26 protein-coding genes, 1 tRNA gene and 2 pseudogenes are annotated in these 25,540 nt (G+C 55.2%); 13 read left to right on the top strand and 16 right to left on the bottom strand.

Annotated elements, in window-relative coordinates; all coding sequences use genetic code 11:
* Positions 1-4 precede the first annotated feature (4 nt).
* Both AC2TAD_RS13095 and AC2TAD_RS13090 read right to left on the bottom strand, forming a co-directional pair.
* Positions 5-235 carry a hypothetical protein gene (locus tag AC2TAD_RS13095; protein ID WP_170754847.1) on the bottom strand — a complete coding sequence of 77 codons (231 nt, stop codon included), beginning with the start codon at positions 233-235 and terminating at the stop codon, positions 5-7.
* A 150-nt stretch (positions 236-385) separates the two neighbouring features.
* Entirely contained in the window at positions 386-1,672 is a 1,287-nt protein-coding gene (locus tag AC2TAD_RS13090) for a cytochrome P450 (protein ID WP_480868156.1), read from the bottom strand.
* 26 nt (positions 1,673-1,698) lie between these two features.
* Between AC2TAD_RS13090 and AC2TAD_RS13085 the strand changes: the two genes are divergently transcribed.
* On the top strand, positions 1,699-3,015 hold the full coding sequence (locus tag AC2TAD_RS13085) for a SagB family peptide dehydrogenase (RefSeq protein ID WP_480868154.1): 1,317 nt from the start codon (positions 1,699-1,701) through the stop codon (positions 3,013-3,015).
* Between the two features lie 334 nt (positions 3,016-3,349).
* Here AC2TAD_RS13085 and AC2TAD_RS13080 read toward each other — a convergent pair whose 3' ends face one another.
* Entirely contained in the window at positions 3,350-4,249 is a 900-nt protein-coding gene (locus AC2TAD_RS13080; RefSeq protein WP_480868152.1) for a LysR family transcriptional regulator, read from the bottom strand.
* 157 nt (positions 4,250-4,406) lie between these two features.
* Here AC2TAD_RS13080 and AC2TAD_RS13075 point away from each other — a divergent pair, with 157 nt between their 5' ends.
* Positions 4,407-5,981 carry an arylsulfatase gene (locus AC2TAD_RS13075; RefSeq protein WP_480868150.1) on the top strand — a complete coding sequence of 525 codons (1,575 nt, stop codon included), beginning with the start codon at positions 4,407-4,409 and terminating at the stop codon, positions 5,979-5,981.
* 498 nt (positions 5,982-6,479) lie between these two features.
* Here AC2TAD_RS13075 and AC2TAD_RS13070 read toward each other — a convergent pair whose 3' ends face one another.
* The 3 genes and pseudogenes from AC2TAD_RS13070 to AC2TAD_RS13060 all read right to left on the bottom strand — a co-directional run.
* Entirely contained in the window at positions 6,480-6,782 is a 303-nt protein-coding gene (locus AC2TAD_RS13070) for a hypothetical protein (RefSeq protein ID WP_480868148.1), read from the bottom strand.
* A 61-nt stretch (positions 6,783-6,843) separates the two neighbouring features.
* Positions 6,844-8,304: pseudogene (locus AC2TAD_RS13065) on the bottom strand (catalase).
* A 221-nt stretch (positions 8,305-8,525) separates the two neighbouring features.
* Positions 8,526-8,801, bottom strand: a pseudogene (locus AC2TAD_RS13060) (DDE-type integrase/transposase/recombinase); the annotation flags it as partial.
* Positions 8,802-9,135: 334 nt separating this feature from the next.
* Between AC2TAD_RS13060 and AC2TAD_RS13055 the strand changes: the two are divergent.
* The 4 genes from AC2TAD_RS13055 to AC2TAD_RS13040 all read left to right on the top strand — a co-directional run bounded on the left by AC2TAD_RS13055 (position 9,136) and on the right by AC2TAD_RS13040 (position 12,394).
* Complete coding sequence (locus AC2TAD_RS13055; protein ID WP_480868146.1) at positions 9,136-9,783, top strand: glycine-rich domain-containing protein; 648 nt, start codon at positions 9,136-9,138, stop codon at positions 9,781-9,783.
* Between the two features lie 695 nt (positions 9,784-10,478).
* On the top strand, positions 10,479-10,817 hold the full coding sequence (locus AC2TAD_RS13050; protein ID WP_353391499.1) for a hypothetical protein: 339 nt from the start codon (positions 10,479-10,481) through the stop codon (positions 10,815-10,817).
* The gene (locus tag AC2TAD_RS13045; protein WP_480868143.1) at positions 10,810-12,036 is read left to right on the top strand and encodes an HlyD family secretion protein; all 1,227 of its coding nucleotides are present in this window, start codon (positions 10,810-10,812) and stop codon (positions 12,034-12,036) included. Before AC2TAD_RS13050 ends, AC2TAD_RS13045 begins: the two co-directional genes overlap by 8 nt.
* Before the next feature lie 31 nt (positions 12,037-12,067).
* Positions 12,068-12,394: a potassium channel family protein gene (locus AC2TAD_RS13040; protein ID WP_170754865.1), complete on the top strand. Its 327-nt coding sequence runs from the start codon at positions 12,068-12,070 to the stop codon at positions 12,392-12,394.
* A gap of 98 nt (positions 12,395-12,492) precedes the next feature.
* Here AC2TAD_RS13040 and AC2TAD_RS13035 read toward each other — a convergent pair whose 3' ends face one another.
* The 7 genes from AC2TAD_RS13035 to AC2TAD_RS13005 form a co-directional block, all read right to left on the bottom strand.
* A complete protein-coding gene (locus AC2TAD_RS13035; RefSeq protein WP_480868142.1) occupies positions 12,493-12,927 on the bottom strand; it encodes a c-type cytochrome in 435 nt (144 codons plus the stop codon).
* A gap of 11 nt (positions 12,928-12,938) precedes the next feature.
* Positions 12,939-13,805 carry a copper resistance D family protein gene (locus AC2TAD_RS13030; protein WP_480868140.1) on the bottom strand — a complete coding sequence of 289 codons (867 nt, stop codon included), beginning with the start codon at positions 13,803-13,805 and terminating at the stop codon, positions 12,939-12,941.
* Positions 13,806-13,807: 2 nt separating this feature from the next.
* Positions 13,808-14,149, bottom strand: a complete 342-nt coding sequence (locus AC2TAD_RS13025; RefSeq protein ID WP_480846994.1) for a copper resistance CopC family protein — start codon at positions 14,147-14,149, stop codon at positions 13,808-13,810.
* A gap of 131 nt (positions 14,150-14,280) precedes the next feature.
* Positions 14,281-14,994, bottom strand: a complete 714-nt coding sequence (locus AC2TAD_RS13020) for a DUF6629 family protein (RefSeq protein ID WP_170356639.1) — start codon at positions 14,992-14,994, stop codon at positions 14,281-14,283.
* A 160-nt stretch (positions 14,995-15,154) separates the two neighbouring features.
* Positions 15,155-15,919, bottom strand: coding sequence for a hypothetical protein (locus AC2TAD_RS13015; protein WP_480868137.1), 765 nt, complete (start codon positions 15,917-15,919; stop codon positions 15,155-15,157).
* 282 nt (positions 15,920-16,201) lie between these two features.
* Positions 16,202-16,277, bottom strand: a tRNA-Ala gene (locus AC2TAD_RS13010).
* Between the two features lie 140 nt (positions 16,278-16,417).
* Positions 16,418-16,744, bottom strand: coding sequence for a TIGR02300 family protein (locus tag AC2TAD_RS13005; RefSeq protein WP_170754928.1), 327 nt, complete (start codon positions 16,742-16,744; stop codon positions 16,418-16,420).
* Positions 16,745-16,844: 100 nt separating this feature from the next.
* Here AC2TAD_RS13005 and AC2TAD_RS13000 point away from each other — a divergent pair, with 100 nt between their 5' ends.
* From AC2TAD_RS13000 to AC2TAD_RS12990, 3 genes are all read left to right on the top strand, one after another.
* On the top strand, positions 16,845-17,540 hold the full coding sequence (locus AC2TAD_RS13000) for a M48 family metallopeptidase (RefSeq protein WP_480868135.1): 696 nt from the start codon (positions 16,845-16,847) through the stop codon (positions 17,538-17,540).
* A 30-nt stretch (positions 17,541-17,570) separates the two neighbouring features.
* Positions 17,571-18,218: a GntR family transcriptional regulator gene (locus AC2TAD_RS12995; RefSeq protein ID WP_170356067.1), complete on the top strand. Its 648-nt coding sequence runs from the start codon at positions 17,571-17,573 to the stop codon at positions 18,216-18,218.
* 112 nt (positions 18,219-18,330) lie between these two features.
* On the top strand, positions 18,331-19,458 hold the full coding sequence (locus tag AC2TAD_RS12990; RefSeq protein WP_353391565.1) for a lytic murein transglycosylase: 1,128 nt from the start codon (positions 18,331-18,333) through the stop codon (positions 19,456-19,458).
* Positions 19,459-19,463: 5 nt separating this feature from the next.
* Here AC2TAD_RS12990 and AC2TAD_RS12985 read toward each other — a convergent pair whose 3' ends face one another.
* Positions 19,464-20,426 (bottom strand): acetyl-CoA carboxylase carboxyltransferase subunit alpha, encoded by a 963-nt coding sequence (locus AC2TAD_RS12985; RefSeq protein WP_480868132.1) that lies wholly within the window; start codon positions 20,424-20,426, stop codon positions 19,464-19,466.
* 122 nt (positions 20,427-20,548) lie between these two features.
* Between AC2TAD_RS12985 and AC2TAD_RS12980 the strand changes: the two genes are divergently transcribed.
* Positions 20,549-21,382, top strand: coding sequence for an AraC family transcriptional regulator (locus tag AC2TAD_RS12980; RefSeq protein WP_170356070.1), 834 nt, complete (start codon positions 20,549-20,551; stop codon positions 21,380-21,382).
* Between the two features lies 1 nt (position 21,383).
* Here AC2TAD_RS12980 and AC2TAD_RS12975 read toward each other — a convergent pair whose 3' ends face one another.
* Positions 21,384-21,980 (bottom strand): LysE family translocator, encoded by a 597-nt coding sequence (locus AC2TAD_RS12975; protein ID WP_480868130.1) that lies wholly within the window; start codon positions 21,978-21,980, stop codon positions 21,384-21,386.
* Between the two features lie 73 nt (positions 21,981-22,053).
* On the opposite strand from AC2TAD_RS12975, the gene AC2TAD_RS12970 reads away from it, so the two are divergent.
* Entirely contained in the window at positions 22,054-22,506 is a 453-nt protein-coding gene (locus tag AC2TAD_RS12970; protein ID WP_480868128.1) for an Lrp/AsnC family transcriptional regulator, read from the top strand.
* Between the two features lie 116 nt (positions 22,507-22,622).
* Positions 22,623-23,201, top strand: coding sequence for a PA14 domain-containing protein (locus tag AC2TAD_RS12965; protein WP_170754939.1), 579 nt, complete (start codon positions 22,623-22,625; stop codon positions 23,199-23,201).
* 33 nt (positions 23,202-23,234) lie between these two features.
* Here AC2TAD_RS12965 and AC2TAD_RS12960 read toward each other — a convergent pair whose 3' ends face one another.
* On the bottom strand, positions 23,235-24,197 hold the full coding sequence (locus tag AC2TAD_RS12960; protein WP_480868126.1) for an L-malyl-CoA/beta-methylmalyl-CoA lyase: 963 nt from the start codon (positions 24,195-24,197) through the stop codon (positions 23,235-23,237).
* Between the two features lie 295 nt (positions 24,198-24,492).
* Here AC2TAD_RS12960 and dgcN point away from each other — a divergent pair, with 295 nt between their 5' ends.
* Positions 24,493-25,494 carry an N-acetyltransferase DgcN gene (dgcN, locus tag AC2TAD_RS12955; protein ID WP_480868124.1) on the top strand — a complete coding sequence of 334 codons (1,002 nt, stop codon included), beginning with the start codon at positions 24,493-24,495 and terminating at the stop codon, positions 25,492-25,494.
* Positions 25,495-25,540: the final 46 nt, after the last annotated feature.

Raw genomic sequence — 25,540 nt, 5'->3', positions numbered from 1 at the left:
GCCCTTAGCAGCACGCTGGCGGAGCGACTGCGGTGTTATGCTCATGCAAATCATCGTCATGCACACCGTCTGGCCGGTCGCCGACGTTTACGATCTGAGTGAAGGTTTTGCCGATCTCTTCGCCATACGCCTTGACCGCTGAGGTCGGGTCCTGCTCTAGCAGCGTCCGGAACTCTGGGTCTTTCCAAGCCTTGGCGTGCATTTTGCCCCAGTCTTCATTTGTTGGTGCTGTCATGGAACATCCCTCCCTATTTTAGGTCGCCTCCTGCTAAACTGCATTAGGCCTTAGCGTTTTGTTAACCTTTTCACAGGCTAAGGAGTCGATCAAGGTGCGAGTTGGGTTTCTGTTGTCTTGTTCACAACCGGTTCATCTACATGTCTAAATTCAGGTTTGGTTTCTGCTTAGAACTTCAAACTGACCTTCTGTCCCCGCTATCGGGCGAAGGCTGTATTGTTGCGCAATTACTTGAATTATAACGGCCATCTGCAAAAGTGACTGAGCGGCCGCGACGCAAACTCTTGGACCTGCCCCGAAAGGAATATAAGCTTTGGCTGAGTTGGGCTTTACGCGGCCCGCGGCAAAGCGGTCGGGTTGAAACTGGGATGGCTGAGCAAAGTAACGAGGATCCCGATGCAGCAATTCCGGGCTGATCCAAACCCCAAGACCTTCAGGCAGTTGATAGTCATGCAGCGTAAGGCTTTTGGCGATTTCTCGGTAGAGAATAGGCGCAGGGGGCGACAGGCGCATCGACTCGCGAAGGATTGCCACCGTATCGCTTGCGCCAAGGGTCGCAACGTTCAGGCGTTTCTCTTCATCAAAAGCCGTCGCCTCGGCATGCAGCCCTTCATGCAACTTGTGGCTGGCGACATCGCGCCAAAACTGGGTCAAGGCAAATGGAATCGTGAGATGCCCGGCAAACAGCATCTGAACAATCTCGCCAATAACATCTTGCCTAGACAGAGTTTCAGGCGCGTTGCGCTGGGCCGCAACCAATGCCGACAGAATGTCACCGCGATCGACAAACTCGTCAAACCGCGCATGGATAAGGGCAACCACATTGTCCATGCGCGCGGGCGCACGAGGACGCGTCATCTGCAGTGCTCCAGTGACATGTCTCAGGGTTGCGGTGAAATCCTCGCCATAGGCTTCTTGTATGGTCACAAGTCCACTGCGCCTGTGGTCCGAACCAAAGCCCTGAACGTCGGCATCCAACACGCTGCGCATTGCGAGGCGACTGATCAACAACCGAACCTCGTGGGGCAGGTCAATCTGTTCACCGCCTTTCCAGCGCGCTATGGTTTCATGTGCAAGCTCAGCTACCAAAGCCAGTCGAGGTGCGCGCAGACTGCTGCGAAACAACGGCAGCAAAACCTGTCGTCGAGCCCGCCAAGTCTCGGGGTCATTCAGTGTTGTCAGGCCGTCGCCCCAATAGCCTGTATTCGAATCTCGCAAAAAGTCGGGCTTACGCAGGTCGGCCTCGTGAAATCGAAGCAACGCTCGCACCATATTGGCGTCGTGCACAAAGACGATCGGGCCAGCACCCAGGTCAAATTGCGACACGCTACCGAAGGTGTCGAACAGGTATTCCAGAAACGTCAGCGGGCTGCGTTGGAAGAACTGTGCGTTCAGACGCGCGTGTTGAGCCCCAACCGGGCCGGGCGGCAAAGTCACGGCGATAGCCTGGCAGGAGGAATATGATGGAGCGACCGACTATCTGGGCCTATGGGCTGGCGCCTGATGTTCTGCTGGAAACGATAGCGGGGGAAACGAGGCTCAATAGTCCGATGGGGTCGATCAACCTGACAGACGATGCCCATGTGACGCTTGCCCAGAAGCTTGCGCTGGGCTTTATGAGTGAAACAGACCTCACGAATTTCGTATCCGGAAACCCGGAGGCAGAGGATGTCTGTGCATCGTTTTTGTTTCGTCTGGATCAACGCGGGTTTCTCTGTCGGTTCGTTATGCAGGATGACAAGCCTATCGCGGTTTGTGTTCCGCAACGCTCCCCTGTCTCGGGCCTTCCGAATTTCACGCCTAAAAACGGTCTTAGGCTGTCTCGTGAAACACTGTTGTCTCCGCAAAAGCAAGGGTTGCAGGCGCGGGTACCAGGAAGCTGGGCTTCGATGCAACTTTTGGACGCCAAACTGTCACCGCTGATTTTCGAGCTCTCTGCCGGATCAGATTCCGCAAATGCAGCAAACAGTGTGCCCGAGATTGAGCAGGAAGTTTTCGAGGCTGTTATCTGCCTGTTTGCTTGGTGCGGTTTGCTGGAGTGCGACGAAAAACCCGCTGCGCCGGTTCACGAAACCCTATTTGTCGAGCGCACCCGCCTAGGGTTCACCCGCGCGCATATTGGCAAAACCGGAGCAGCACAGCGCCCAACCCAAGCCCCGGGCAATGACCCGGAAATAGTCCTGCCGAAACATGATGTAGACGCCCTTGCCGCAGGTGATCCTCCGTTCGCCGTGGTGTCCCGCAATCGCCAGAGCCGCCGTGAACAAGGGCGCACACCAATTGCGAAGGATCAATTGAGCGAGTTGTTGTTCCGGTGTTTCCATCCGTTGGGTCAACACCATTCTTATCCGAGCGGAGGCGGCCTTTACGCGTTGACCGCGTATCTTTTGGTCAATCGTTGCGAAGGTCTAGAAGCCGGTCTGTACGTCTATGACAGTGCTGAGCATGGCCTTAACATGATCGCAGAAGTTAACGCCCTGTTGTGTAGCATGCTGAAGGACGCCGCCGCGTCGGCAAACCGCTCTGAATATACGCAAGTTCTGCTACTGCTCTCTGCGGATATGACTGCCGTCCGAGCGGCCTATGGCGATTTGGCCTACGCGTTGGTGTTGAAAGAGGTTGGCGCGGTTTATCAGAACATCCAACTTGTGGGTACGGCGATGAAACTGGCGACCTGTCCTCTGGGAACGGCAAACTCGGTTGCGTTCGCGGCTGTTAGCGGCCGTGACCTACACAATATGCCTTTGGTTGGGGAAATGATGATTGGATCGATCGACTAAGCGGCCGACGACCCCCGCAGAATTTGGCTGGCCACGTCTGTTTCAAACCACCTATCAGTTCCTTTAACCGAAACAATACTGATGAGCCGATGCAATCGATGTGGCCCGCCCCTTTGAAAAAACGGTTTGCGCAATGAAATTATCCAGTGAAACACCGGCACTGCTGCGTGTCAGAAAATTTGACCCTTAGGGGCCACTGGCGCTGCCAGAAGAGCACATGCAGTTGCGTTACATGTTCCGGCTGATTGAGAACACTCGAGGCGCTGTACCACTTCCGTTAGCTGAAGAGATTTACGGTCTGGGCGTTGCGGTGAGAGCACGGCAGGCGCTCCGATCATGCCCTATAACTAACAAGCTCATTCCAAAACAATTCAACTGCGGCAGATGTGTTCTGCGACTTGCGCGCCGCACAGATGTTCCAAGTCAAATTCTGTTTCATCGACACGGGTCTGACAGTCTTTGTGCGGATCAGTTCCGCGAACGTGTCCGGCATCCCTCCCACCACGAAGTCAGGCTCCGCCAACAGCCCGGTCAGGAGGTTGTAGTCGTCGCATTCGATATGCGGCTGTGAATTGACCTTTTCGACGGCCTCAACACCGCCACCAAGTGCCTTCGTCAAGGCAGCTTTCCAGTGTTTATGCAGATGCGGTGACGCAAAGGGAAAGTCGAAAATACCTGCCATGGTTTGCGGACCGCGCTGGTGAATCTCATGATCTCGATGAGCGACGAATTGGATAGTTTGCTTCTCCATCACCATGATCTCGACGTCTTCGGCTTCGGGTGTGTAAGTCAGATCGCCGAGGAACACGTCGAATTCGCCCGCCTGCAATAAGTTTAGTGGACGCGCGTAGGCACTTACCAGAATTCGGAAACGCAGGTCAGGTATCGCCCGTCGCACGACGCGTAAGACAGGCAGGATCAAAGTTTTTGTGGTGAGCGGCCCGCACCCAATTAGCAAAGTGCCCGGCCCGGATTCACGCAATCCAGCCACGCGAGTTGCATAGCGGTTCAAATCTTCACGAAGCGCCTGCGCAATTGGCAGAAATTCTTGCCCCGCGCGTGTCAATGTGCTGCTGTTGCGGCTGCGATGGAACAAGACAAGGCCCGTTTGATCCTCAGCCTGCCCGACATAGCGGGACAAGGACGCGTTCGAGACACCCATCACACGAGCCGCATTTTGAAAGCTGCCGGTTTCCGCCAATACCAGAAAGGCGGTCAATGCGTTTTCGTTCATCGTGCGGCCAATTTCATTTCAAGTTTCGTGTTTTAGATTTCACAATATGAAATCATGGTAAAGCTCTGTTGCGACAAGAAAGTCTCAATCGCTATCCCTGATGGACCCTTCGATATTTCCACCATCGAGATCTTTTTCTAAGTCCACAGAGGTAACAATGTTCGCTCTTCGATCTATTGCGGTATCCGCCACGCTGGCCACGGCGACGGTTTGTGCCCTGCCGGTATTGGCCGAAACCGACCAGCCCAATATTCTTGTCATCATGGCCGACGATGTCGGCTGGGCCAGTCTTGGCAGCTATCATCAGGGTGTGAAAAGCATCCAAACCCCCAATCTTGATCAACTGGCCGCCGACGGTATGCGGCTGACGGACTATTATGCGCAACCAAGCTGCACTGCCGGTCGATCCGCCTTCATCACCGGACAGTTGCCGGTACGTACCGGAATGCACACGGTCGGCCTGCCCGGAGACCCTGAAAAAGGTCTGAGCGAGGATGATCCAACCCTGGCCAATATGCTGAAATCTCTGGGTTACACGACCGGGCAGTTCGGCAAGAACCATCTGGGGGATATGAACAAATTCCTGCCGACGGTGAAAGGTTTCGATGAATATTGGGGCTGGCTCTATCATCTGAACGCGATGGAATACACATCCGATCCAGACTGGCCTAAGGACCAGAACTTCAACGATACATTTGGCCCTCGGAACATCATTCATGCCTATGCCACGGATACAGTCGATGAAACGGTAGATCCGCGTTGGGGTTTGGTTGGCAAACAACGCATCATCGACGATGGCCCAGCCCCGCCCGAGCGGCAAAAGACGCTGGACGACGAAGTGACAGCCCACACGCTGGACTTCATCAACCGCGCAGTCGACAGCGAAACGCCGTTCTTTGTCTGGATGGCCCCGGCGCGCGCGCACGTCTGGACGCATCTGAGCCCCGAATACGAGGCCATGCTGGGTGACGGGCGCGGCCTGCAGGACGTCGTGATGAAAGAGCTGGACGACAACGTGGGCAAAGTCATGGCGCGACTGGAAGAATTGGGGGTCTCGGACAACACTATTGTTGTCTTTACGTCTGACAACGGACCGGAAACCATGACCTGGCCGGACGGTGGAACAACGCCGTTCCATGGCGAAAAGGGCACTACCTGGGAAGGCGGCTTCCGCGTCCCCGCCATCATTCGCTGGCCCGGTAAAGTTCCTGCCGGAACTGTGAGCAACGGTATTTTTGCCGGTCTTGACTGGATGCCCACCCTTGTTGCCGCTGCTGGCGGGCCCGATGATCTGACCGGTTCATTGCTGGAGGGTTACGAGGGCTATCAGGTGCACCTGGATGGGTACAACCAACTGTCGTTCCTAACTGGTGAGGGGGAGAGTAACCGGGAAGAGATCATCTACTATGAGGGCCCCGATCTGCAAGCCGTGCGCCATGGCGATTGGAAAGCACATTTTACGATCCAGACCGAAGGTTGGGCAGGGCCAAAAGAAGAGCTGAACGCTCCTTTGCTGTTCAACCTGCGTCGCGATCCCTACGAAAAAGCGGCCGAAGAGTCGGGGATGTATACACGGTGGATGGGCAACAAAATGTGGGCCTTTGGTCCTGCTGCCAAAATCGTCCAAAACCACCTATCTACGTTCAAGGACTATCCTCCGCGGGGTTCGGACATAACCAATCAGTCTCACGTTGAAGAACAGATTTCGACCGAAGGCGGGATGTCACAGTAGAAATCAATTCTCGGGAGGCACCAGTCGTTGTCTCCCGATCCTTAATAGAACTCGCGGGAAACACCTGCTGACGGAGGTCCGCTTCCTCGATAACATCTTTGTCGAGCGGCTCTGGTGGTCGTTGAAATGCGAATGCGTCTACCTGCACGTCTGAGAGACCGGATCAGATGCAAAAGCGGGCGTTAAGAAATGGATCGTGTTCCACAAGCGAAAGCGTCCTCATCCCGCTCTTGGCGGTAAGCCACCAGCCGTGGTCTATTGGCTGCGAAAAGAAAAAACAAACCGATCAGCAGGAGCAAAAAAGTAGCTTAATCTACGCCGCAGACTGTCCAGTAATTGGGGGGAAGCTCACAGTTCTGCGATGCGGTAAGCAAGAATTTGTGTGCACAATGTGTGTCAAGTCTCGGACGAAAGCCCGAGGAGCATGTCAGCAGAGCGGTCCGCAGCAACTAGAAAGACTAGCTGACGGACACAATTAGCTCTGCCCTCCAGTCACGCCTACAAGGTTTTCTTATAGAATTCAGTGTAGTCAGCATCGAACACGGGTTTCTCAACTGGTAGATTCAAAGCCGCGCGCAATTTGTTGGCAATATGGCGTCGCGACCAGTTGACGGCAGCAAGTCCCGAGCCATGATCGCTTTCAAGCTCCTCAATCAGAGTTGCAACTTGATGGTACAAGTCATCCTGCGGCGTATCAAACGCTAGCGCGGCTGCCGGGACAGCTGCGGTTACGGTCATTCCGGACCCCGCTGCCAAAAGGGTGCGGCGGTTTATTGAAAGACGGTCGTGAGAGTTTGTCATAGAGAAAGTCCTGAAATTGTGAAAAAGCCCGACCGCGTAGCGCACGCCGGGCCGGGTGTCGTTACAGGTCTGCAACATCGCCGAGATTGATCCCCAACGCGTCCGCGATGCCCTGCGCATAGGCCGGATCGGCCCTATGACAGTTACGGATGTGACGGTGCTTGATCTCGATACGAGCCGGAGCGATGGCTCGCGCTGTGTTGTCAAACAGCTGTTGTTTCTGATCTGCAGTCATCAATTGAAACAAGGCACGGGGTTGCGAGTAGTAGTCTTCATCCTCGCGATGGTTCCAGTGATCGGCCTGACCCTCAAGCGACAAGGGCGGTTCGGAAAAATCGGGCTGTTCTTGCCACTCTCCGAACATGTTCGGTTCATAACCCAGAGTAGACCCATAGTTGCCGTCGACCCGCATCGCGCCATCGCGGTGATAAGAATGGAAAGGACAACGCGGCGCGTTGACCGGAATTTGCGAATGGTTCACGCCCAGCCGGTAGCGAGCTGCGTCACCATAGGAAAACAGCCTCCCCTGCAACATTTTATCCGGTGAGAAACCGATGCCTGGTACTACGCTGGAGGGCGCGAATGAGGCCTGCTCAACCTCCGCATAATAGTTTTCGGGGTTCCGGTTCAGCTCGAACTCACCAACTTCGATCAGAGGATAGTCCGCCTTGGGCCAGATTTTGGTCAGATCGAACGGGTTGATGTGATAGCTGCCCGCTTCTTTCTCGGGCATGATTTGCACAAACATTGTCCACTTCGGAAAATTGCCCTGCTCGATGTTGTCATACAAGTCACGCTGATGGCTTTCACGGTCTGCAGCGACGATTTCAGCTGCATCGGCATCGGTCAGGTTCTTAATCCCTTGCGCGCTTTTGAAGTGGAACTTGACCCAGAAGCGTTCGTTGTCTGCATTGATCAGGCTGAATGTGTGGCTACCAAAACCGTCCATGTGCCGATAGGTTGCGGGTAGGCCACGATCCGACATCACAATGGTGACCTGATGCAGGGCTTCAGGTAGGTTAGTCCAAAAATCCCAGTTGTTGTCTGCACTACGCATGTTTGTGCGCGGGTCTCGTTTGACCGCGTGGTTAAGGTCGGGAAATTTCAGCGGATCGCGCAAAAAGAAGACCGGGGTGTTGTTGCCGACGAGATCCCAATTGCCTTCGTCAGTATAGAATTTCATGGCAAAGCCACGAATGTCTCGTTCAGCATCTGCCGCTCCGCGCTAACCCGCTAAGGTTGAAAATCGAACGAACATCTCTGTCTCCTTTCCGATTTTGGAAAAGATGTTGGCGCGAGTGAATTTAGTGATGTCATGGGTTACCTTGAACGTTCCGTACGCTCCGGAACCTTTGGCGTGCATGCGGCGTTCCGGAATCACTTCGCGGTCAAAATGCGCCATTTTTTCAAGGAACCATACATCCTGCAGCAACGCGGGGCCGCGACGACCTGCTGTGATGATGTTTTGGTTGTCAGGGACCGGGGCCCCGAATGCGGTGGTTAACTTAGGTTTCTTAGCCATTCACTTTCTCCTCTATTTGTGAGTCGAAGCTATCGTCAGGGGAAATTTTGTGAACCGGGCTAAATTCAACTTATGGTCGCATTTTGAACACGTGTTAGGGATCAAATTGTGTAAAAATATTTTTGAATAAAAGTCCAAAATGTAGCTTACTTACAAGCTGACGAAGGGGACTGTTGCATTAATCTATTTGGTCTGGATTTGCGCGGGCGAGCGTCGATGAACTACGCGGCTTCGAATAGCTTTGCGATGAACTGGAGCTCTCCAAGAATGCCTGATCGTTTGTGACGAATGTGGCCTTGTTTGAGGGTCTCCAGGCCGCTTAGGGTCGCTTTGGCCGTTCGCAATGAGCGAAAGCTTTGGCGGTATCCAAACAGTCTTTTCATGGCGGCATGATAACTCTCGATCAGATTGTTTCGCCACTTTCGGTCGATGTGCCGAATGCCGTCAAAATGCGGATCATAACGATGATTGATTTCGCGAACGACACGCCGATACTTTCCACCTTGGTGTGGACAAAGCCGCGTGAGGCTGTCCTGACGCTTTGGATGGTTATGATTTCAGCGGGACAAACGTTCCCATGTTAAGCGAGTCATCTGTTTCGTCTGCCGCTCACACACCTACGATCGGAGCTGAACTGACGGGTTGCGATGCTAGTAAAAAACCCTGAGAAGGACACCGTTCCCTCAAGGGCAACTGGAGTTTACACGGCGGGGTCTTCCGGGCTTCTGGTAGCGGCAATGTCCGCGCAGCCCGAGAGAACCAGCGTGTCACATACTTGTCATATTTGTGCGATAGCCAAAAACTGAAAAAGAGAAAACACAGGAGGCTCCGATGACCTCTCTCAATATTCAGCTATGGGAGCTGATTAAGACGCACAAGATGCCTGATGATGCTGCAGGCAAACCGTTCATTGAACAACTGATGGACGAATACCGCATCTCTCTCGATACCGCCAAAGTAGCAATCGCCGAATATCAAAAATTCATGTATCTTTGTGCTACACGGCACGAGCGTAATGTGCCCTCGAAGGCGGTGGATTTGGTGTGGCATTTGCATATGCAGCACAGTCGCGACTATTGGGATGTCTTTTGCAAGAAGCTGGGCAAGCCCGTGCACCACAATCCTGGTAGCCTGGGCGCGCAACATCTGGATGACTACAAGGCCACCGTCAAAGCCTATTCGGCCCTGTTCGGAGCGCCCCCAAAAGGGATCTGGAGACAAAAAGGCAGGCTTGGAACTTTTCTGATGTTGATCTTCTTGGCGGTGTTCATTGGCATCGGCGGTAGCTCCATCGTGCAAAGTGACAATCTACTATTTGGAGTTCTTTGGCTGACTGTACCGGTCGTTTGTTTTGTGATCGCCCTCAACAGCCTGACGTCGACAAGTGAACTCACGCTGATATTTGAAAGCGGCGACCCGTTTGCCGACGACGATGCAGGTGATTGTGGTTCGGGCGATGGGGGTGGTTGCGGCGATTGAGCCGTAAGTCGTGCATGCTGGTTACGGTTGCTCAGGGTCGTAGCACGCTCAAAGAATGACAAACTCGCCCTTGATCGGTTTAACCTAAAATCCCAATCCGATCCGCGAGGCCGCAAATCATGCGCAGAACGACCAGCGCAAGATTGACAAAAAATCTCAAATAGCAAACCTGCAACGATGCGATCCCAGCCAATTGATACAGCCGGGCCGATAGCGGGTGATGAAAATCGTGTGCCAGGTGCGACACGCCGCGTCAGCCTGAAAATGGAAGAAACACGCAGATTTATGGAAGAACTAAGGAGGATTTTCCAGTTAGGTTTTGGTGGAGTCTAGGGGAAACGCCGCCAAACGCCTAATGCGCTGATAGTAAACACTATTGCAGTGTGTTGGTTTGCAGTGTGTCTCACCTTATTGTCACACTCCAATATGCACAACCTCTTCCGGCAAACTGTGCACATCAAAGCGTGCAAACCTCTTTACTGCCCTGCTTGGTCTACTGTTCAGACCTACTGCTTTTTCCATTTTGAAGTGTTGCGAACGATGTGGAGCGGTTGTGTGCAGGTCTGCTCGGCAACTACCTTACTCACGGCGTACTAAGTCGTATCAAAGCCACTTCGCTATCTGCAGCGAGATTGGTCTTTTTGATTTCAATCAGTTATATTCGAATGTGATCACTTGGATTTTTGGGGGTACAGGTGAACGGTTCTATTTCTGATGAGGCGATGGCGAGGCTCCCATTCTGGGTCACACCTCCGGGGGAGACAGACGGGTTTCTGATCGTTGTCGGATTGGTTCTAGTCATAGTGCTGCTGGGTTTTGGTGCACTCTACTTCACCGTACAGGCCATTCCAGACCGCATGGCAGCAGGTGCTCATAAGGTCCAAATGCAGTTGGTCGGTGTGCTTGGGTTGATCTCTCTCTTCACCCTGAACAACGCTTTCTGGATCGCGGCTATTTTGATCGCCGCCGTGCCGTTGCATGAAATCTTTCCACTCAAGACCGAAGTAGACGTCTCGGAGAGCGACGATGCTTGAGTTGGTCTTCTCTGCACTGATCACAATCGTCCCGGACTATCTGTATCGCCGCTATAAGCAAGGCAAGCGTTGGGGGCACGAAATAACCCTGTTCAATGTCTGGTATGAATTGCGGTGGGGTTTGACCGCCTGTGCAATATTGGCTGTGACGCTGATCACGGTGATCTTCTATTTCCACCCCTCAACGCGGAATGTCTCTGCGGCGTTTCGCACAATTACTATTCTGTCGGATCGCGCGGGGCGGGTTGCGGAAGTCTATGTTGCCAATAATGAAGACGTTTTAGCTGGCGAGGCCATTTTCCGACTGGACACCACACGGCAGGAGGCAGCAGCGCAAACTGCTCAGCGTCGTATCGAAGAGATTGAGGCGGCCTTGGGCCTGACCGCAACGGAAGTCGCGAGCGCCACCGCTCGGGTGGAGGCGACGGAAGCTGACCTTGCACAGGCTACGAGCGATTTGGAGCGACGTCTGGAGCTGGCGGAGCGAAACAACTCCGTTGTTAGTGAGCAGGAACTGGAACGCTTGCAAACAGCAGTGTCCGGCGCGGAAAGTCAGCGTGCTGCCGCTACGGCCACGCTGGATGGTGCCAAATTGCGCCAAACCACTCTTCTACCTGCCCAGCTTGAAACTGCACGTGCGGTTTTGAGCGAGTCGGAGAACGAGATATCAAAATCCACTGTGTTTGCCGAGGTGGATGGGACCGTAACTCAGTTCCTCCTTAAGCCGGGCGATATCGTTAACCCAATTCTACGCCCTGCCGGGATTTTAGTGCCTGAGGTGACGGGGCAGGGGCGTTTTATCGCGGCTTTTGGTCAGATTTCTGCCAGTGTACTAAAGCCGGGTATGCTGGTGGAAATTACCTGCGCGTCTAAACCGTTGACCATCGTCCCGATGGTTGTGGATGACGTGCAAGGGGCGATTGCTGCGGGGCAGTTCCGACCGGGTGATGCGCTGCTGGATCAGCAGGATCGAGCGCGACCCGGTACAGTTACAGCGTTCCTAGCACCTATTTTTCCAGAGCATCTTGATAGCATCCCGCCCGGTAGTGCGTGCGTTGGCGTTGCTTATACGAGCCGAGCAAAGGAAATCGACGCTGGTGAGATCACAGGCCTGTCCGCCTTCATTGCAAGAATTGTGGATGGCATGGGTATAGCAAATGCAATTGTCTTGCGTGCGCAAGCCATCCTGCTTCCGGTGAAGACATTGGTATTCAACTAGGCCCCAACCGGCAGAGAGGTAGAGTTTCGCTATGGGTTGCGACGCCAGCTACATTTGCACGTTTCTATCGGTTTTCTTTTACGACCTAATCTACCTGTCACCCATAATTGTGTTTTTATTGGTTCTGGTTAGCACACTGGGGATATCGATTGGCAAGATCGAAGGCTGGTCAACTGGATCGAGCCTCTACCACGCGTTTATAAACGCTACCACGGTAGGTTACGGCGACATTAAACCTGAGAAACCTGCGAGCCGGGCTTTGGCCGTTATCAACGCATTTGTTGGGCTGATCTTTGTCGGAATTATTGTCGGTATAGGCGTCCATGCCGTCGAGACCGCGATGACAGCTGAGTTCTAATTTTGCAGGCTGAACTAGTCGGTTGAGATTGCGCATCCGCACATTGCCGCTGGCGTAAGGTAGCGAGTGTACTGTCGGTAAACTGGGCCTACAGTCTTCTACTGGTGCGGAAGGTTACGGCTGGCCTGAATTTGCTGAACATCGTCGGGCCAAGTGGAGCGTATGTAGGCCAGCACGTCCCATATGTCTTCGTCAGTCATGGTGCTTTCAAAGCTGGGCATGCCACTGTTAAAGTCTTTGATACCGCGTGCTGCCAATGCGTCTGCCCCACCTAGTTTAGTATACTCGAACAGTAGCTGGTTATCATGGTGCCATGTGTGCCCTGTCACGTCATGTGGTGGAGCAGGTAACACTCCGTCATCGTCGGGTGTCTGCCAGTTGGGTTGGCCTTCCAGATTAGCTCCATGGCATGAGGCACAGTGCTCCGCGTAGAGTTCCTGCCCACTAGCTTGGTCTCTATCTAACAACTCATGATCTGCAGCGACGCTAGTTCCAATACTGCATATTGCGAGTGCGCAAAGGTGTTTGTTCATCTCTACCTACCTTAACTCGGAAGCGTTAGTACGCTCGTGAGTGTTGCCGTTGTCGCCAGAACCGCTAATACGACTATTGTCTCAACCTCGATAGATCGGGCGAGGTGACGCGCTGCCTTTGCTTCTCCACTTTGCATGGCGGGAACAAATCGAAGCTTGTTGGCAGCGGCGAGGATCAACAACAGCCCTGCAAGGAACACTTTGAACAACAGTGCCTGCCCGTAGCCAGTGAACAAGAGCCCTTGGAGATTGCCCACAAGTAGCCAAGCCATCCATAGGCCAACACCAATCAAGGCCGGTACAACCAATGCGGCAGTTTGCCCAAACCTATGACCTAGTTCAGCAGCATCCGTGAGGTGTTCAGGCATGAGAGCCATACTCCGTAGCGGGCTAAAGATGCCCGCCCAGAAGGCTACACAAAGCAGGTGCAACAGGAGTAAGATTTGGACGCCAACACTCTCGAGTTCGGGTACGTGCCCTATCTGTGCAAAGGACCACAAAGCCGCTGTGCCACCCAACAGTGCGATCCATTGACCAAAGCGAGGAACAGACAGCCCCACAAGGATGATCACTGCGCCGATAAGGCGGTAGACAAGGGCGTCGCCCACGGATGTCTGCCAAAGCAGACCAAGCATCTCTGGATCGACCATGCCGTCAACTCCGCCTGTTAAGGCGGCTCCACGAAGCATGAAACCAACAACCGTTGCGGCGAGAGCGAGCCACCCTAAGGCCCTAGCTTGGCGCTTTATCCCGAGGTTTATCGGTGCGACAACGCCGGAATAGAGGCAACTAACAATTACAAGCCCGGTGGACCCCGCAAAGCCGATGTAGAGCCCCAGCTTTGCGAAGACTGCGGCAATACCCCAAATATCTGGCATGCTCATTCCACGGTAAAGGAAAACTCGCCCTGCATCGCATGGCCGTCTTCACCTAAGCCTCGCCATTCAATGACATAGGTGCCCGTTCCATTGCTCGGCAGTGGGATCGTGAACTCCTGACCAAAACTTGTCTGCTCGCCCAAATCTAGGCTTACGGTCGAGTGTTCTTCATGGGCCAGCTCTATCCGTGTCAGCCGGATGTCCTTAGAGAAGTTGAGGCCAATTTCAGCGGGCACAGTGGTTATTGTGGCTCCGTCGGCAGGGGTTGTTTCTTCGACCTTGGAATGCGCCAGCACGCCGCTGGGAAGAGCAACCATGAGTGCGAGCGTTATGATCTTTTTCACGGTCCAGTCCTCAATTTATCCCGTTGGCACGTTGAATTTCACGAATATACGCGATCACCGGATAGGTTCGTAGTTTCCGCAGCAAACTGAGACTGGTTCGAATTGGTCTGACAGCACCCGCAATACGTCCGTCAGACAATGGCCCGGAGATCATCACTCTGCTCCTCTAAGTATTGTACAGTCTTACCTCGAAGAACGTCATAGGAAATGACGATGCTGCAAAGCGCAGCGAAGAAACACCACACCGAAGGTAGAACAAACAATTCATAACCGAAGAGCGTGACCAAAAACGACGCTGTAAGCGCTAGGCCAAACTTGAAAGCGGTGGGGTTCGATGAGGCTGCTAGCGCAGTACATGCAGTAAAGAAGTAAATGTATTGGATGTTTGGGATAAGGGTCATACCTTGTAGGTACAAAATATGCCCTCCCCATTCATCGCTAGAGGTGGGAAGTACGGGGTGATTGATTGCGTTCAACATAAGGTAAGTTCCCACAGCCAAACCACCAATGATAAGTCCACCGAATAAGTGTTTACGCCACTTTCGCTTTTCGATCAGAAAACCTGCAGTTGGGCCAGCAACAGGCCAATAGAAAAACGCGAAAAAAATGAAGCCATAGTTTACTATCGTTAAAAGTCTCAAAGACAATTGGTCGGATATCCCGAGCCAGACCAAACCCTCAAGACTTTGTTGTAAACCGAAAACTAACGGAAAAGATGACAGGAATATTAGGCCACACCCCAACTTCTGTCTGCACGCAGAAATCATGGTAGCTGCACCGGCAACGGACAATATTCCCCCCGCGACAAAACTTGCCGTAGCTGAAAAGCACATCTTTAACTCCATTCAGTACATATATCTTTAGCCAGCATCATATGTCGGTGATTGTAGCAGCCAAGCTTTTCATCTCACTATAGGGACACAAGGTCGGCTTTTAGCGGCCTTTTGACTTTGCAGATTACGAATTTGGTATTCCGGAAACAGCGGCAGCATTGGGAATGTCGGTTCAAACCCTGCAATCCGGGTTGCGAAATGCGGGCACAAACCTGTCGGATACTCGGCAGGAAAGGGATTGCACTCTCCAGTTCCTGAACTCTCTGGGTCTTGGTGTTTGCGGTAGTTTATTCCTGTTGCTTGGAAGCTCAATCAGGGCATTTTTGAAGTCGCGTGCGTCCGGTTTTTTGTAGTCTAGAACCGGACGGTCGCCTTGCAATTCTATGAAGAGGTCTGTCCAAGCCTGATAGTCGTTCAGCAGCTTGGCCGACCATTGACCTGTCTGTTCCGCCTCAGCTTTTCTTTCGGAAAATAGGGCGGACAGGAGTGGGCTAGAAGGCTTCTCTGAGGGCTTCTTTGAGACTTTGGTGGCGCTACTGCCGAAAGTAGGCTTTGGGCTTTCTGTGACGCTCACAGGCGCGTTGGGCGGCCTGCTGAAATCGTATGTCTCGAAGGCCTTATCGTGTTCCAGCATTGCTTCGTGAAAACCAATCCAAGCCTTCCGAATTTCATCAAGAATTGCCCATTGGGTATTGACTGGTTGCTTCTGAGGAATGCCGGATGCGTCACAAAAGGACTGGTACTGCTGGGTGGCATAGTCCTTCTTCATAATGTCCCAGAAGTCTTCGTTGTCCGCCTGATGAAGACGGATGGTGTCAGCGATGCGTTCCTTTTCCAACTCGGTGTAGGGCCCGAGTTCATCCCTACGTGCCTTTGCCTTCTTCAGTACTTCCGTGAAGTGCTCATGTACCTTTGTACGCAGTTCGCCGTGGTTCATGCCCGCTGCTTCTATGTGCTTTGTTATTGTATCGCCGCACACTGCAAGACGCCGTGCCAGAGTACCAGCCTCTTTAGGGCATCTCGTACGCAACGACAAACGTAGGGTTCTGCGTGCGATGTTTGGACTAGTGTGTGGTTTTGGTGTCGTGTCGGGTAGGGGCCAACGAAAGTAATAGATGCCGTGTCTGGACAGTGAAAGATACGCATACAGCTTCATTTTGTGTCACACCTGTGTGTCACACCACTCTAATGCTTGCTATCTAGTTGTTCTGCTAGGTTTTGGTGGAGCCTAGGGGAGTCGAACCCCTGACCTCTTGCATGCCATGCAAGCGCTCTCCCAACTGAGCTAAGGCCCCATCTAGGGACTGCCGAAGCAGTGGACGGACGTTTATGAGACGGCGGCAGCGAGTGCAAGTCCAAAAATGAATTCTGGCAAAATCTTTCCGCTCATCGTCTGGGAAGGTTCGAGGCGGCTCTGGGCCGCCTCTGAACGGTATTAGTTTTCGTCTTCAGACGACATGTCTTTGATGTCGTCCAGAGAGACGTCATCATTGTTGTCGTCATCATCATCCAGCAGGTCATCGTCCAGATCGACGTCGACATTGTCGTCATCGTCCAGAACAATATCCTCGTTCGACGCATTCTCGCGCGCTTTGGCCGAGGCCGCATCTTCCGCGTCAGCCGCAATCATCCGGCTTTTGCCGGTGTCCAGCTCAACGATCTCGCCGGTATAGGGGCTGACGATCGGGTCCTTGTTCAGGTCGTAAAACCGCTTGCCGGTTGTTGGGCAAACGCGCTTAACGCCCCATTCTTCCTTGGGCATGTGAAATCCCCTTGATATCAGGTGAGTCGTAATAACGATTCAGGTCACGTGCCACATGCAGCGGGCACTGTCAAAGCCTTTGCACAGGAGAACATAACCAATGGGAGAGCACGCACTGCCCGGCACACCCCGTGTGCGGCTGACACTGCGCAAATCAGCGCGTGCCAGGCGGATCAGCCTGCGGATTTCCCAATTGGATGGACGTGTTACACTAACTTACCCCGATGGTGTGCCCGAGTCTGAGGCGTTGAATTTTGCGCATCTCAAGGCAGACTGGATACGCCAACATCTGCAAGATCGTCCGGATCCTGCGGTGGTGCAATTTGGTCAGATGTTACCAATCGAAGGAACCGAACGGCGAATCGTCCCAGCAGAAGGTCGGCGCGTGCTTCTCAGAGGCGACGAAATCGCCGTGCCCGAGGGTGCCGAGGCAAAGCGTTTGGCCCGGTTTCTGAAAGAGCTCGCTCGCGACCGGTTGACCGGTGCCTGCGATGACTACGCGGCGATGTTGGGGCGCAGTTACTCTGGCCTGACTATTCGCGATACGCGGTCGCGCTGGGGGTCATGCAGCTCGGCTGGTGGTTTGATGTTTTCATGGCGGCTGATCTTCGCGCCGTCTGAAATTCTGCACTATGTCGCTGCACATGAAGTGGCCCATCTGGTCGAGATGAACCATTCCCGAGCGTTCTGGGATCAGGTTGAGCGGATATTTGGTGACTACCGTGAACAGCGGCGTTGGTTGCGCGACAACGGGGCGCAGTTGCATCAGTACAGATTTGACGCTCCTGTGAGTTGACCCCAAATCAATTTGTGATCACATGGTCAAATGTTAAACACGCGTTCTTCCGACTCGCAGACAGCTACGCATGACAGGGTGTATCGGACCCTGCGTGCGCGGATCATGCATGGGGAAATCGCTCCGGGTCATGCGTTGACCCTGCGTGGGATCGGTAAAGAATTCGGGGTGTCCATGACGCCCGCACGCGAAGCTGTGCGGCGTCTTGCGGCCGAAGGTGCCTTGTTCCTGTCCTCATCCGGACGGGTGTCGACACCAGAGTTGACCAATGACCGTATCGAGGAACTTGCTGCTCTGCGCGCGCTGCTAGAGGTCGAGCTTGCCAGCCGGGCCCTGCCGCGCGCGCACATGGCCCTGATCGACCGATTGCAGAGCATCAACATGACCGTTGCCGAGATGGTTACCAAGCGCGATGCCGTCGGCTATATCCGCACAAATCTCGAATTTCACCGCACTTTGTACCTAAGGGCGCAGGCTCCAGCGATGCTGGCGATGGCCGAGACTGTGTGGCTGCAACTTGGGCCGACCATGCGGGCGCTTTATGGGCGGCTGCGGCGTACAGAACCCCCGCATTATCACAAACTGATCATCGCCGCGCTCAAGGCCGGGGATGAACCCGGTTTGCGTCTGGCGGTGCGTTCGGACGTGACGCAGGGTCTGCGGATGCTGGTAACTTAAGCGGCGATTTGCCGACATTGCCGCGTACGTTTGTTTCGCTACAGCAGTTCTGGCTTGGACGGGTGGTCTGGGTTACTCTGATCCCAAACCACAACAAGAGCAGATTTCAATCATGATCAATCGTCGGGTATTTTCTGTCGGTCTTGGATCGACCCTCTTGGCCGCCTGTTCAGGTGGCACGCAAACCACAGCTCCTGCATCGCGGATGCGGCCGGTTCCGAATGCCGGGTGGGACGCCTGGGTAGCCGGTTTCAAAACACGCGCCGCATCGCAGGGGATTTCGCAAACAACCCTAAACCGTGCGTTCCAGGGGGCAGGCTATTTGCCCGGAGTTATCGAACGTGACCGCAATCAGGTCGAGTTCAAGCGTTCGCTCGAGGATTATCTGGCTATCGCAGCCTCGGATGAGCGGATCGAGACAGGCCAGCAGATGATGGTTCGGCACGCCGCAACTCTGTCGCAGATCGAGGCGCAATATGGTGTCGACAAAGAGGTTGTCGTCGCTGTCTGGGGGTTAGAGAGCCGATATGGCGCGCGGCGCGGGGATGTGCCGGTGGTTTCGGCAACATCCACATTGGCCTATGACGGGCGACGCGGTGCGTTTTTTGAAAAACAGCTGATCGCGGCGCTTCAGATCATTCAGGCGGGGGATACGACGCCGGACAAGATGACCGGCAGTTGGGCCGGTGCAATGGGGCATACTCAGTTCATCCCGACCTCGTATCTGGCCTTTGCAGTGGATCATACCGGCGACGGCAGGCGTGACATCTGGTCCGAGGACCCCTCAGATTCGCTCGCGTCGACAGCGGCCTATCTGGCCCGTTCGGGATGGAAGCGTGGGCAGCCCTGGGGGGGCGAGGTCGGCACGGTTTCCGGTACACCCGTCGCGGTGCTGCAGCCGCAGGTGCCGGGGCCGCGCATTGCCGTGTTCCGCAATTTTCAGGTGATCAAGCGGTACAACAACTCGGATAGCTACGCGATTGGCGTCGGACACCTGTCAGACCGGATCGCGGGGGGCGCGCCGTTTCAGGCCTCGTTCGGGCCGGATGCGACCGGGCTGACGCTGGAGGACCGCAAAGAGCTTCAGCGCCGTCTGACCGCTGCGGGTTACGACACGCAAGGCGCGGATGGGGTGATTGGTAACAACACTAAATCCGCCATCAGCGGCTATCAGAGCGCCAATGGCCTTCCGGTGACCGGAGAGCCCTCGGTCGCGCTGTTGCGCAGGTTGGGCGGCTAGGCGCTTTAGGCTGCCAGACCTTTCGAGCCGATATCCAGGAATTTCTGGCGGCGGTCGCGTATCAGGGCTGCCGGGTCTTTGCCGTCGAGCTCTTGCAGCATCGAGGCAATCGCTGCACGCACCGAATCAACAGTGGCCGAGGGATCGCGATGGGCCCCGCCCTTGGGCTCGGTAATGATCCGGTCGCAGACGCCAAGTTTGTATAGGTCTTGGGCGGTCAGGCGCAACGCCTCGGCGGCCTCGCGCATCTTTTCGGCATCTTTCCACAGGATCGAGGCACAGCCCTCGGGCGAGATCACCGAGTAGACCGAATGTTCCAGCATCGCGACACGGTTAGCCGTCGCGAACGCAACCGCACCGCCCGAACCTCCTTCTCCGATGATCACGGAAACCAGCGGCACACCGATCTTTAGGCACATCTCGGTTGACCGCGCGATGGCTTCGGACTGGCCGCGTTCCTCGGCCCCTTTGCCGGGATAGGCCCCGGCCGTGTCGATCAGGGTGATCACCGGCAGGCCAAAACGCCCCGCCATTTCCATCAGGCGAACGGCTTTGCGATAGCCTTCTGGGCGGGCCATGCCGAAATTGCGTTCGATCCGCGATTTGGTGTCTGATCCTTTTTCGTGGCCGATCACCATCACGGGCTGATCGTTGAACCGCGCCAACCCGCCGATCACCGCGAGATCGTCGGCAAAATTGCGGTCGCCGGCCAGAGGGGTGAATTCGGTAAACAGCTCTTTGACATAGTCCTGACAATGAGGGCGCATGGGGTGCCGCGCCACCTGGCATTTGCGCCACGGGGTCAGATCGCCATACAACTCATCCAGCAGCTTGGCGGCCTTGGCATCCAGCGCGGCGGCTTCTTCGGCCACGTCCATTTCTTCGTTGGCGCGGGCCAGCGCGCGCAGTTCCTCGGCCTTGCCTTCGATCTCGGCCAGCGGTTTTTCGAAATCCAGATACTGGGTCATGACGCCTCTCAACGCGGAAGTTCCCTGCTATATGACCTGACGTCGCCTGGGATGCAACTCAGCAAGATTTGTGGATCGGCAATATGTTTGTGTGAGGGGGCAAGGAAGAAGGACGAAACCGGATGGCAAACAGCTATGAAACCCGCATCCTGCGTGTGCTTGAATATATCCACGACAACCCCGCAGGGGATCTGTCATTGGATGCACTTGCGGATGTGGCGGCGATGTCGAGATTTCACTGGCACCGTGTGTTTCGGGCAATAACGGGCGAAACCTGTGCGCAGGCAGTGCGCCGGATCCGTTTGCACCGTGCCGCCAGCCGGTTGGTGCAGACCGACGTGCCGGTTGCGCAAGTGGCCAACGACGTGGGCTATCCGAACCTGAACTCCTTCGCGCGGGCGTTCTCTGACGCCTATGGCACCAGCCCTGCCGCCTTTCGCAAGGCCGGTCTGTTCCTGCCAGCACATCCACATTTCAAAACAGGAGACTACCCGATGCACCCCGTTGAAACCCGTACTGAACCTGCCCGCCGGATTGTCGCGTTGAAGCACCGCGGCAACTATGCCGAGATCGGCAGGAGTTTTGAAACTTTCGGCGCGTTGTGCGAATCCCGCAAGCTTTGGCCTCAATTAGGCCCGGTCATTGGTCTTTACCTTGACAGCCCCGACGAGGTGCCCGAGCAGGACCTGCGCAGCTACGCAGGCGCGGAATATCGTGGAGACGCGGCCCCGGACGGGATGGAAGACCTCAGTATCCCCGGCGGTAAGACCGCTGTCTTGCGCTACAAAGGTCCGTATTCCGGTATTCATGCCGCCTATCACAGCCTGTTCGGCAATTGGCTGCCGGACTCAGGCGAAGAGCCTGCGGATCAACCCTGCTATGAGATTTACCTCAACGACCCACGCGATACGCCGCCCGATGAACTGCTGACGGAAATCTGCCTGCCGCTCAAGTAAATCAAGCAGGCCAAAGGACCGGATAGAGCGACGCAACCAGCAGCGTGGCCATGGTCCAATTGAAAACCAACAAACGGCGCGGGTTCGTGAGGACTCGCGCCATTTGCTGCCCAAGTACCGTCCATGTGCTGACCGATGGCAGATTGACGGCGCCAAAGATCAGCGCCACGATCAAAATGGCCTCGGGCGTACGGCCCGGTGAATAGGCCGTGGTCGCTGTCAGGGCCATGGCCCACGCTTTTGGATTGACCCATTGAAATGCGGCAGCTTGCAGAAACGTCATGGGCGTTCCAGCCTCGGCCGCTTGACCTGAAGGTGCGGCATTGGCGATTTTCCAGGCCAGGAATAGCAGATAGATTACGGATGCGATTTTCAGCACCGTGTAACTGGTTGGGTATTGGTCGAAGACAGCCGCCAGACCCAGTCCAACTAAAACAACCATGAAGGTGAAACCCAGCCCGATGCCAAGCATATGAGGGATTGACCGGCGGAACCCGAAATTTGCGCCCGAGGCCATCAGCATCAGGTTGTTCGGTCCCGGTGTAATTGAAGAGACAAAGGCAAAGGCGATCAGGGCCAGAAGCAAGTCATAGGTCATGGCGCGCAGCATTGCCCAGAAAACGGCAAATGAAATTGCAAAATTGTGCGTGTGTCTTTATTTTTAGCAACAAATGTCGAGGGTAGATCAAAAAAACCAACATATATTGCGTGAATTGACCCGAGATGGCCGTATCAGCAACCTGGAATTGGCCGACCGTGTGGGTCTGTCCCCCTCGGCTTGTTTGCGCCGGGTGCAGGAGCTGGAGCGCTCAGGCGTAATTTCAGGTTACCGCGCAGTATTGAACCCTGCGGCGTTAGGGGTGGGCTTTGTGGCCTATATCGGTGTGGGGCTTGGCGAGCATACAAAAGCGGCGCAGGAAGGGTTCGAACGCGCATTGCAAAACGCGCCCGAGGTGGTTGAATGCCACAACATCACCGGAACGATCGAGTACCTGTTGCGCGTAGAGTGCCAAGATCTGCCCGCCTACAAAACATTCCACACCGACGTTTTGGGAACACTGCCGCATGTCACCTCGATCACGTCATACGTGGTGATGGGTTCTCCCAAAGATATGCGCGGATGACTGCGAAAATGTGATTGTTAACTCTCTTGCCGGGTAATTTCCGACGTCCTAGTGTTGAACAAATGTCCCACCGAAATGGGGAATAACCTCAAAGGGACCGTATCAGGGAGAAGACCATGAACCTCGTTCGAACCGGAGCACTTGCCGCTGCCTTGGCGATTTTCGCCGGGGGTGCGTTGGCTGCACCCTTGAAACTGCAACCGGCAAACCCGCAACCCAATCCCAAACCCGGATTGGATGTGAAATACGCATGGGAAGGGAACCCTCCTCGCAAAATTCAAAACTTGGCCAAAGTTGGTTTTCTTCTGAAGAAAGCCAAGTCAGGTAAACCACTGCGTGGCTTGGATTATCGTGATACGACCGAAGGCGATCCGGTTTTGACATTCAACGAGGCGTTCAACGTCGCAGCCGAAGTCACTGGGTATATCAAGTTCGACTCACCCGGTGTCTATGAGCTTGAGACTTGGTCGAATGACGGTATCGACGCTTGGGTCGGGGGGCAGCAGATCGGCTATGTCAATGGGCGGCAAGGCTGCGAAGCCAATCAGAGAACCGAGGTCGAAGTGCCACAAGCCGGGTGGTATCCGCTGAAGATCACATATTTTCAGAAATATGGCACATCCTGCCTGATGATGAAATCGGGCAAAAAGGGCGAGCGTTTTACATGGACGCCCAACGACGTCTTCGGTCGGTAAAGAAAAAGGCGCCCCGGGGGGCGCCTTGCTTCGTTAACCGTTGGCGGCGATCAGTTCGGCCTGTGCCACGATCACCTCGGCCTGTTTGATCGAGGCGATATCGACCAAACGCCCTTTGTAGACGGTTGCGCCTTCGCCATTGGCCTTGGCCTGTTCCATTGCCGCCAGGATCTCGCGCGCCTCGGACACCGCTTCGTCCGACGGGGTGAAGACCTGATTGGCCAGCGCGATCTGCTTGGGGTGAATCGCCCATTTGCCCACCATACCCAGCGTGGCCGAGCGCTTGGCCTGTGCGATATACCCCTCATCATCCGAGAAATCGCCGAACGGGCCGTCAACCGGCAGCACGCCATGGGTGCGGCAGGCGGCGACGATGGCGGCTTGCGCCCAATGCCACGGATCGGACCAGTGCTTTTCGCCCTCGCGCAGCATGTAATAGTTTTCCTGCGTGCCACCGATGCCGGTGGTTTGCATCCCCATCGAGGCCGCAAAGTCTGCTGCCCCAAGGCTCATGGCCTGCAGACGCGGGGAGGAGGCCGCGATGGCTTCGACATGGGCGATACCAGCGGCGGATTCGATGATGACTTCAAAGCTGATCGGCTTGGTGCGGCCCTTGGCGCGCTCGATCGCCGTGACCAGCGCGTCAACGGCATAGACGTCCTCCGCACAACCCACCTTGGGTATCATGATTTGGTCCAGACGGTCGCCGGCCTGTTCCAGCAGATCAACCACGTCGCGATACCAGTAGGGCGTGTCGAGGCTGTTGATGCGGACGGACATGTATTTGCCGCCCCAGTCGATTGTGTTCAGCGCCTCGATCACATTGGCACGGGCCACGTCCTTGTCGGTGGGGGCGACGGAATCCTCAAGGTCCAGATTGATCACATCGGCCGCCGCGGCCGCCATTTTCGGGAACAGCTTGGTTTTCGATCCGGGGCCAAACAGCTGACAGCGGTTAGGGCGGGCAGGGGCGGCGGGTTGAAGGCGAAAGCTCATCTGGACCTCGTGCGAGTAAGGAAATTACGATTTTCTTGCCTCATTGGGTATTAAATTGCGCAAGCCTGCGCAAGCGCCTTTGTGCAGATGCGGCATTGCATTCGCAGCATTCACCAAAATACGCTGCGTCTCCGGTGGTTAAAGTTTAATCGGTTTGAGAACATGAAAGATTTTTGCGGAATTTTGGGTAGTTGTGCAAAAATTTCCCAACCGGCCTCATGTTGCCCAAGGAATTCGCGAAACTCTCGCCTGCCGGCTCCACTAGCCTGCGTCGGAATCAAAGGAGTGCACCGCAATGATCGAGACACCGTATCTGTTGTTTTTGGGCGATGCGCCCGACCAGTTGGCCGCAAAAGTCGCCATCGGCATCCGGGACTGGCGTCCCGAGAACGCCGTGGGCCAGTACCGGATGGAGGGTTGCAAGGCCGATTTGGGCATGACCGACCTGACTCTGGCCGAGGCCAAAGCTGCTGGGGCGAAAACGCTGGTCATTGGCGTTGCCAACCGGGGCGGCGTGATCAGTGCGGCGTGGAAGAAAGTGCTGATCGAGGCGCTCGAGATGGGGTTTGATCTGGCCTCTGGCCTACATAACCTGTTGCGCGATGAGGGCGATCTGGTGGCCGCGGCGCAAACCCATGGCTGCACGTTGCACGACGTGCGTGTGCCGACTGTTGGCTATCCGATTGCCAATGGTAAAAAGCGCAGCGGCAAGCGGTGTCTGGCCGTGGGGACCGATTGTTCGGCGGGTAAGATGTATACCGCCATGTCGATGGACGCCGAGATGCGCAAGCGGGGCATGAAATCCACTTTCCGCGCCACGGGGCAGACGGGCATTCTGATCACCGGGCAAGGGGTTCCGCTCGACGCGGTCGTGGCCGATTTCATGGCCGGGGCGGTCGAATACCTGACGCCCGAAAATGACGCCGATCACTGGGATCACATCGAAGGGCAGGGGTCACTGTATCATGTGTCCTATTCCGGTGTGACCATGGCGCTGATCCACGGCGGTCAGCCCGATGCGCTGATCCTGTGTCACGAACCCACACGGACGCATATGCGCGGCCTGCCCGAATATTCCCTGCCGTCGCTGCCGGATCTGCGTGACGCGGCGCTGCCGCTGGCGCGGATCGCCAACCCGGCCTGTCAGGTTGTCGGTGTGTCGATTAACACCCAGAACCTGAGCGAAGACGAGGCGCATGCCTATATCGCCGAGGTCGAGGCCGAGATGGGCTTGCCCGCAACCGACCCGTACCGCTTTGGTGCGGGTAAGCTGGTTGACGCGCTGGCGGCGCTGTAACACGGTCGGACAAAAATTTTTCGTCGAAAAATCTTGGTCACTCTGC

This window comes from Ruegeria sp. HKCCD7628 (genome assembly GCF_057221005.1).
The sequence above is the reverse complement of the archived record's forward strand: the minus strand, read 5'-3'. Positions and strand labels throughout refer to the sequence as shown.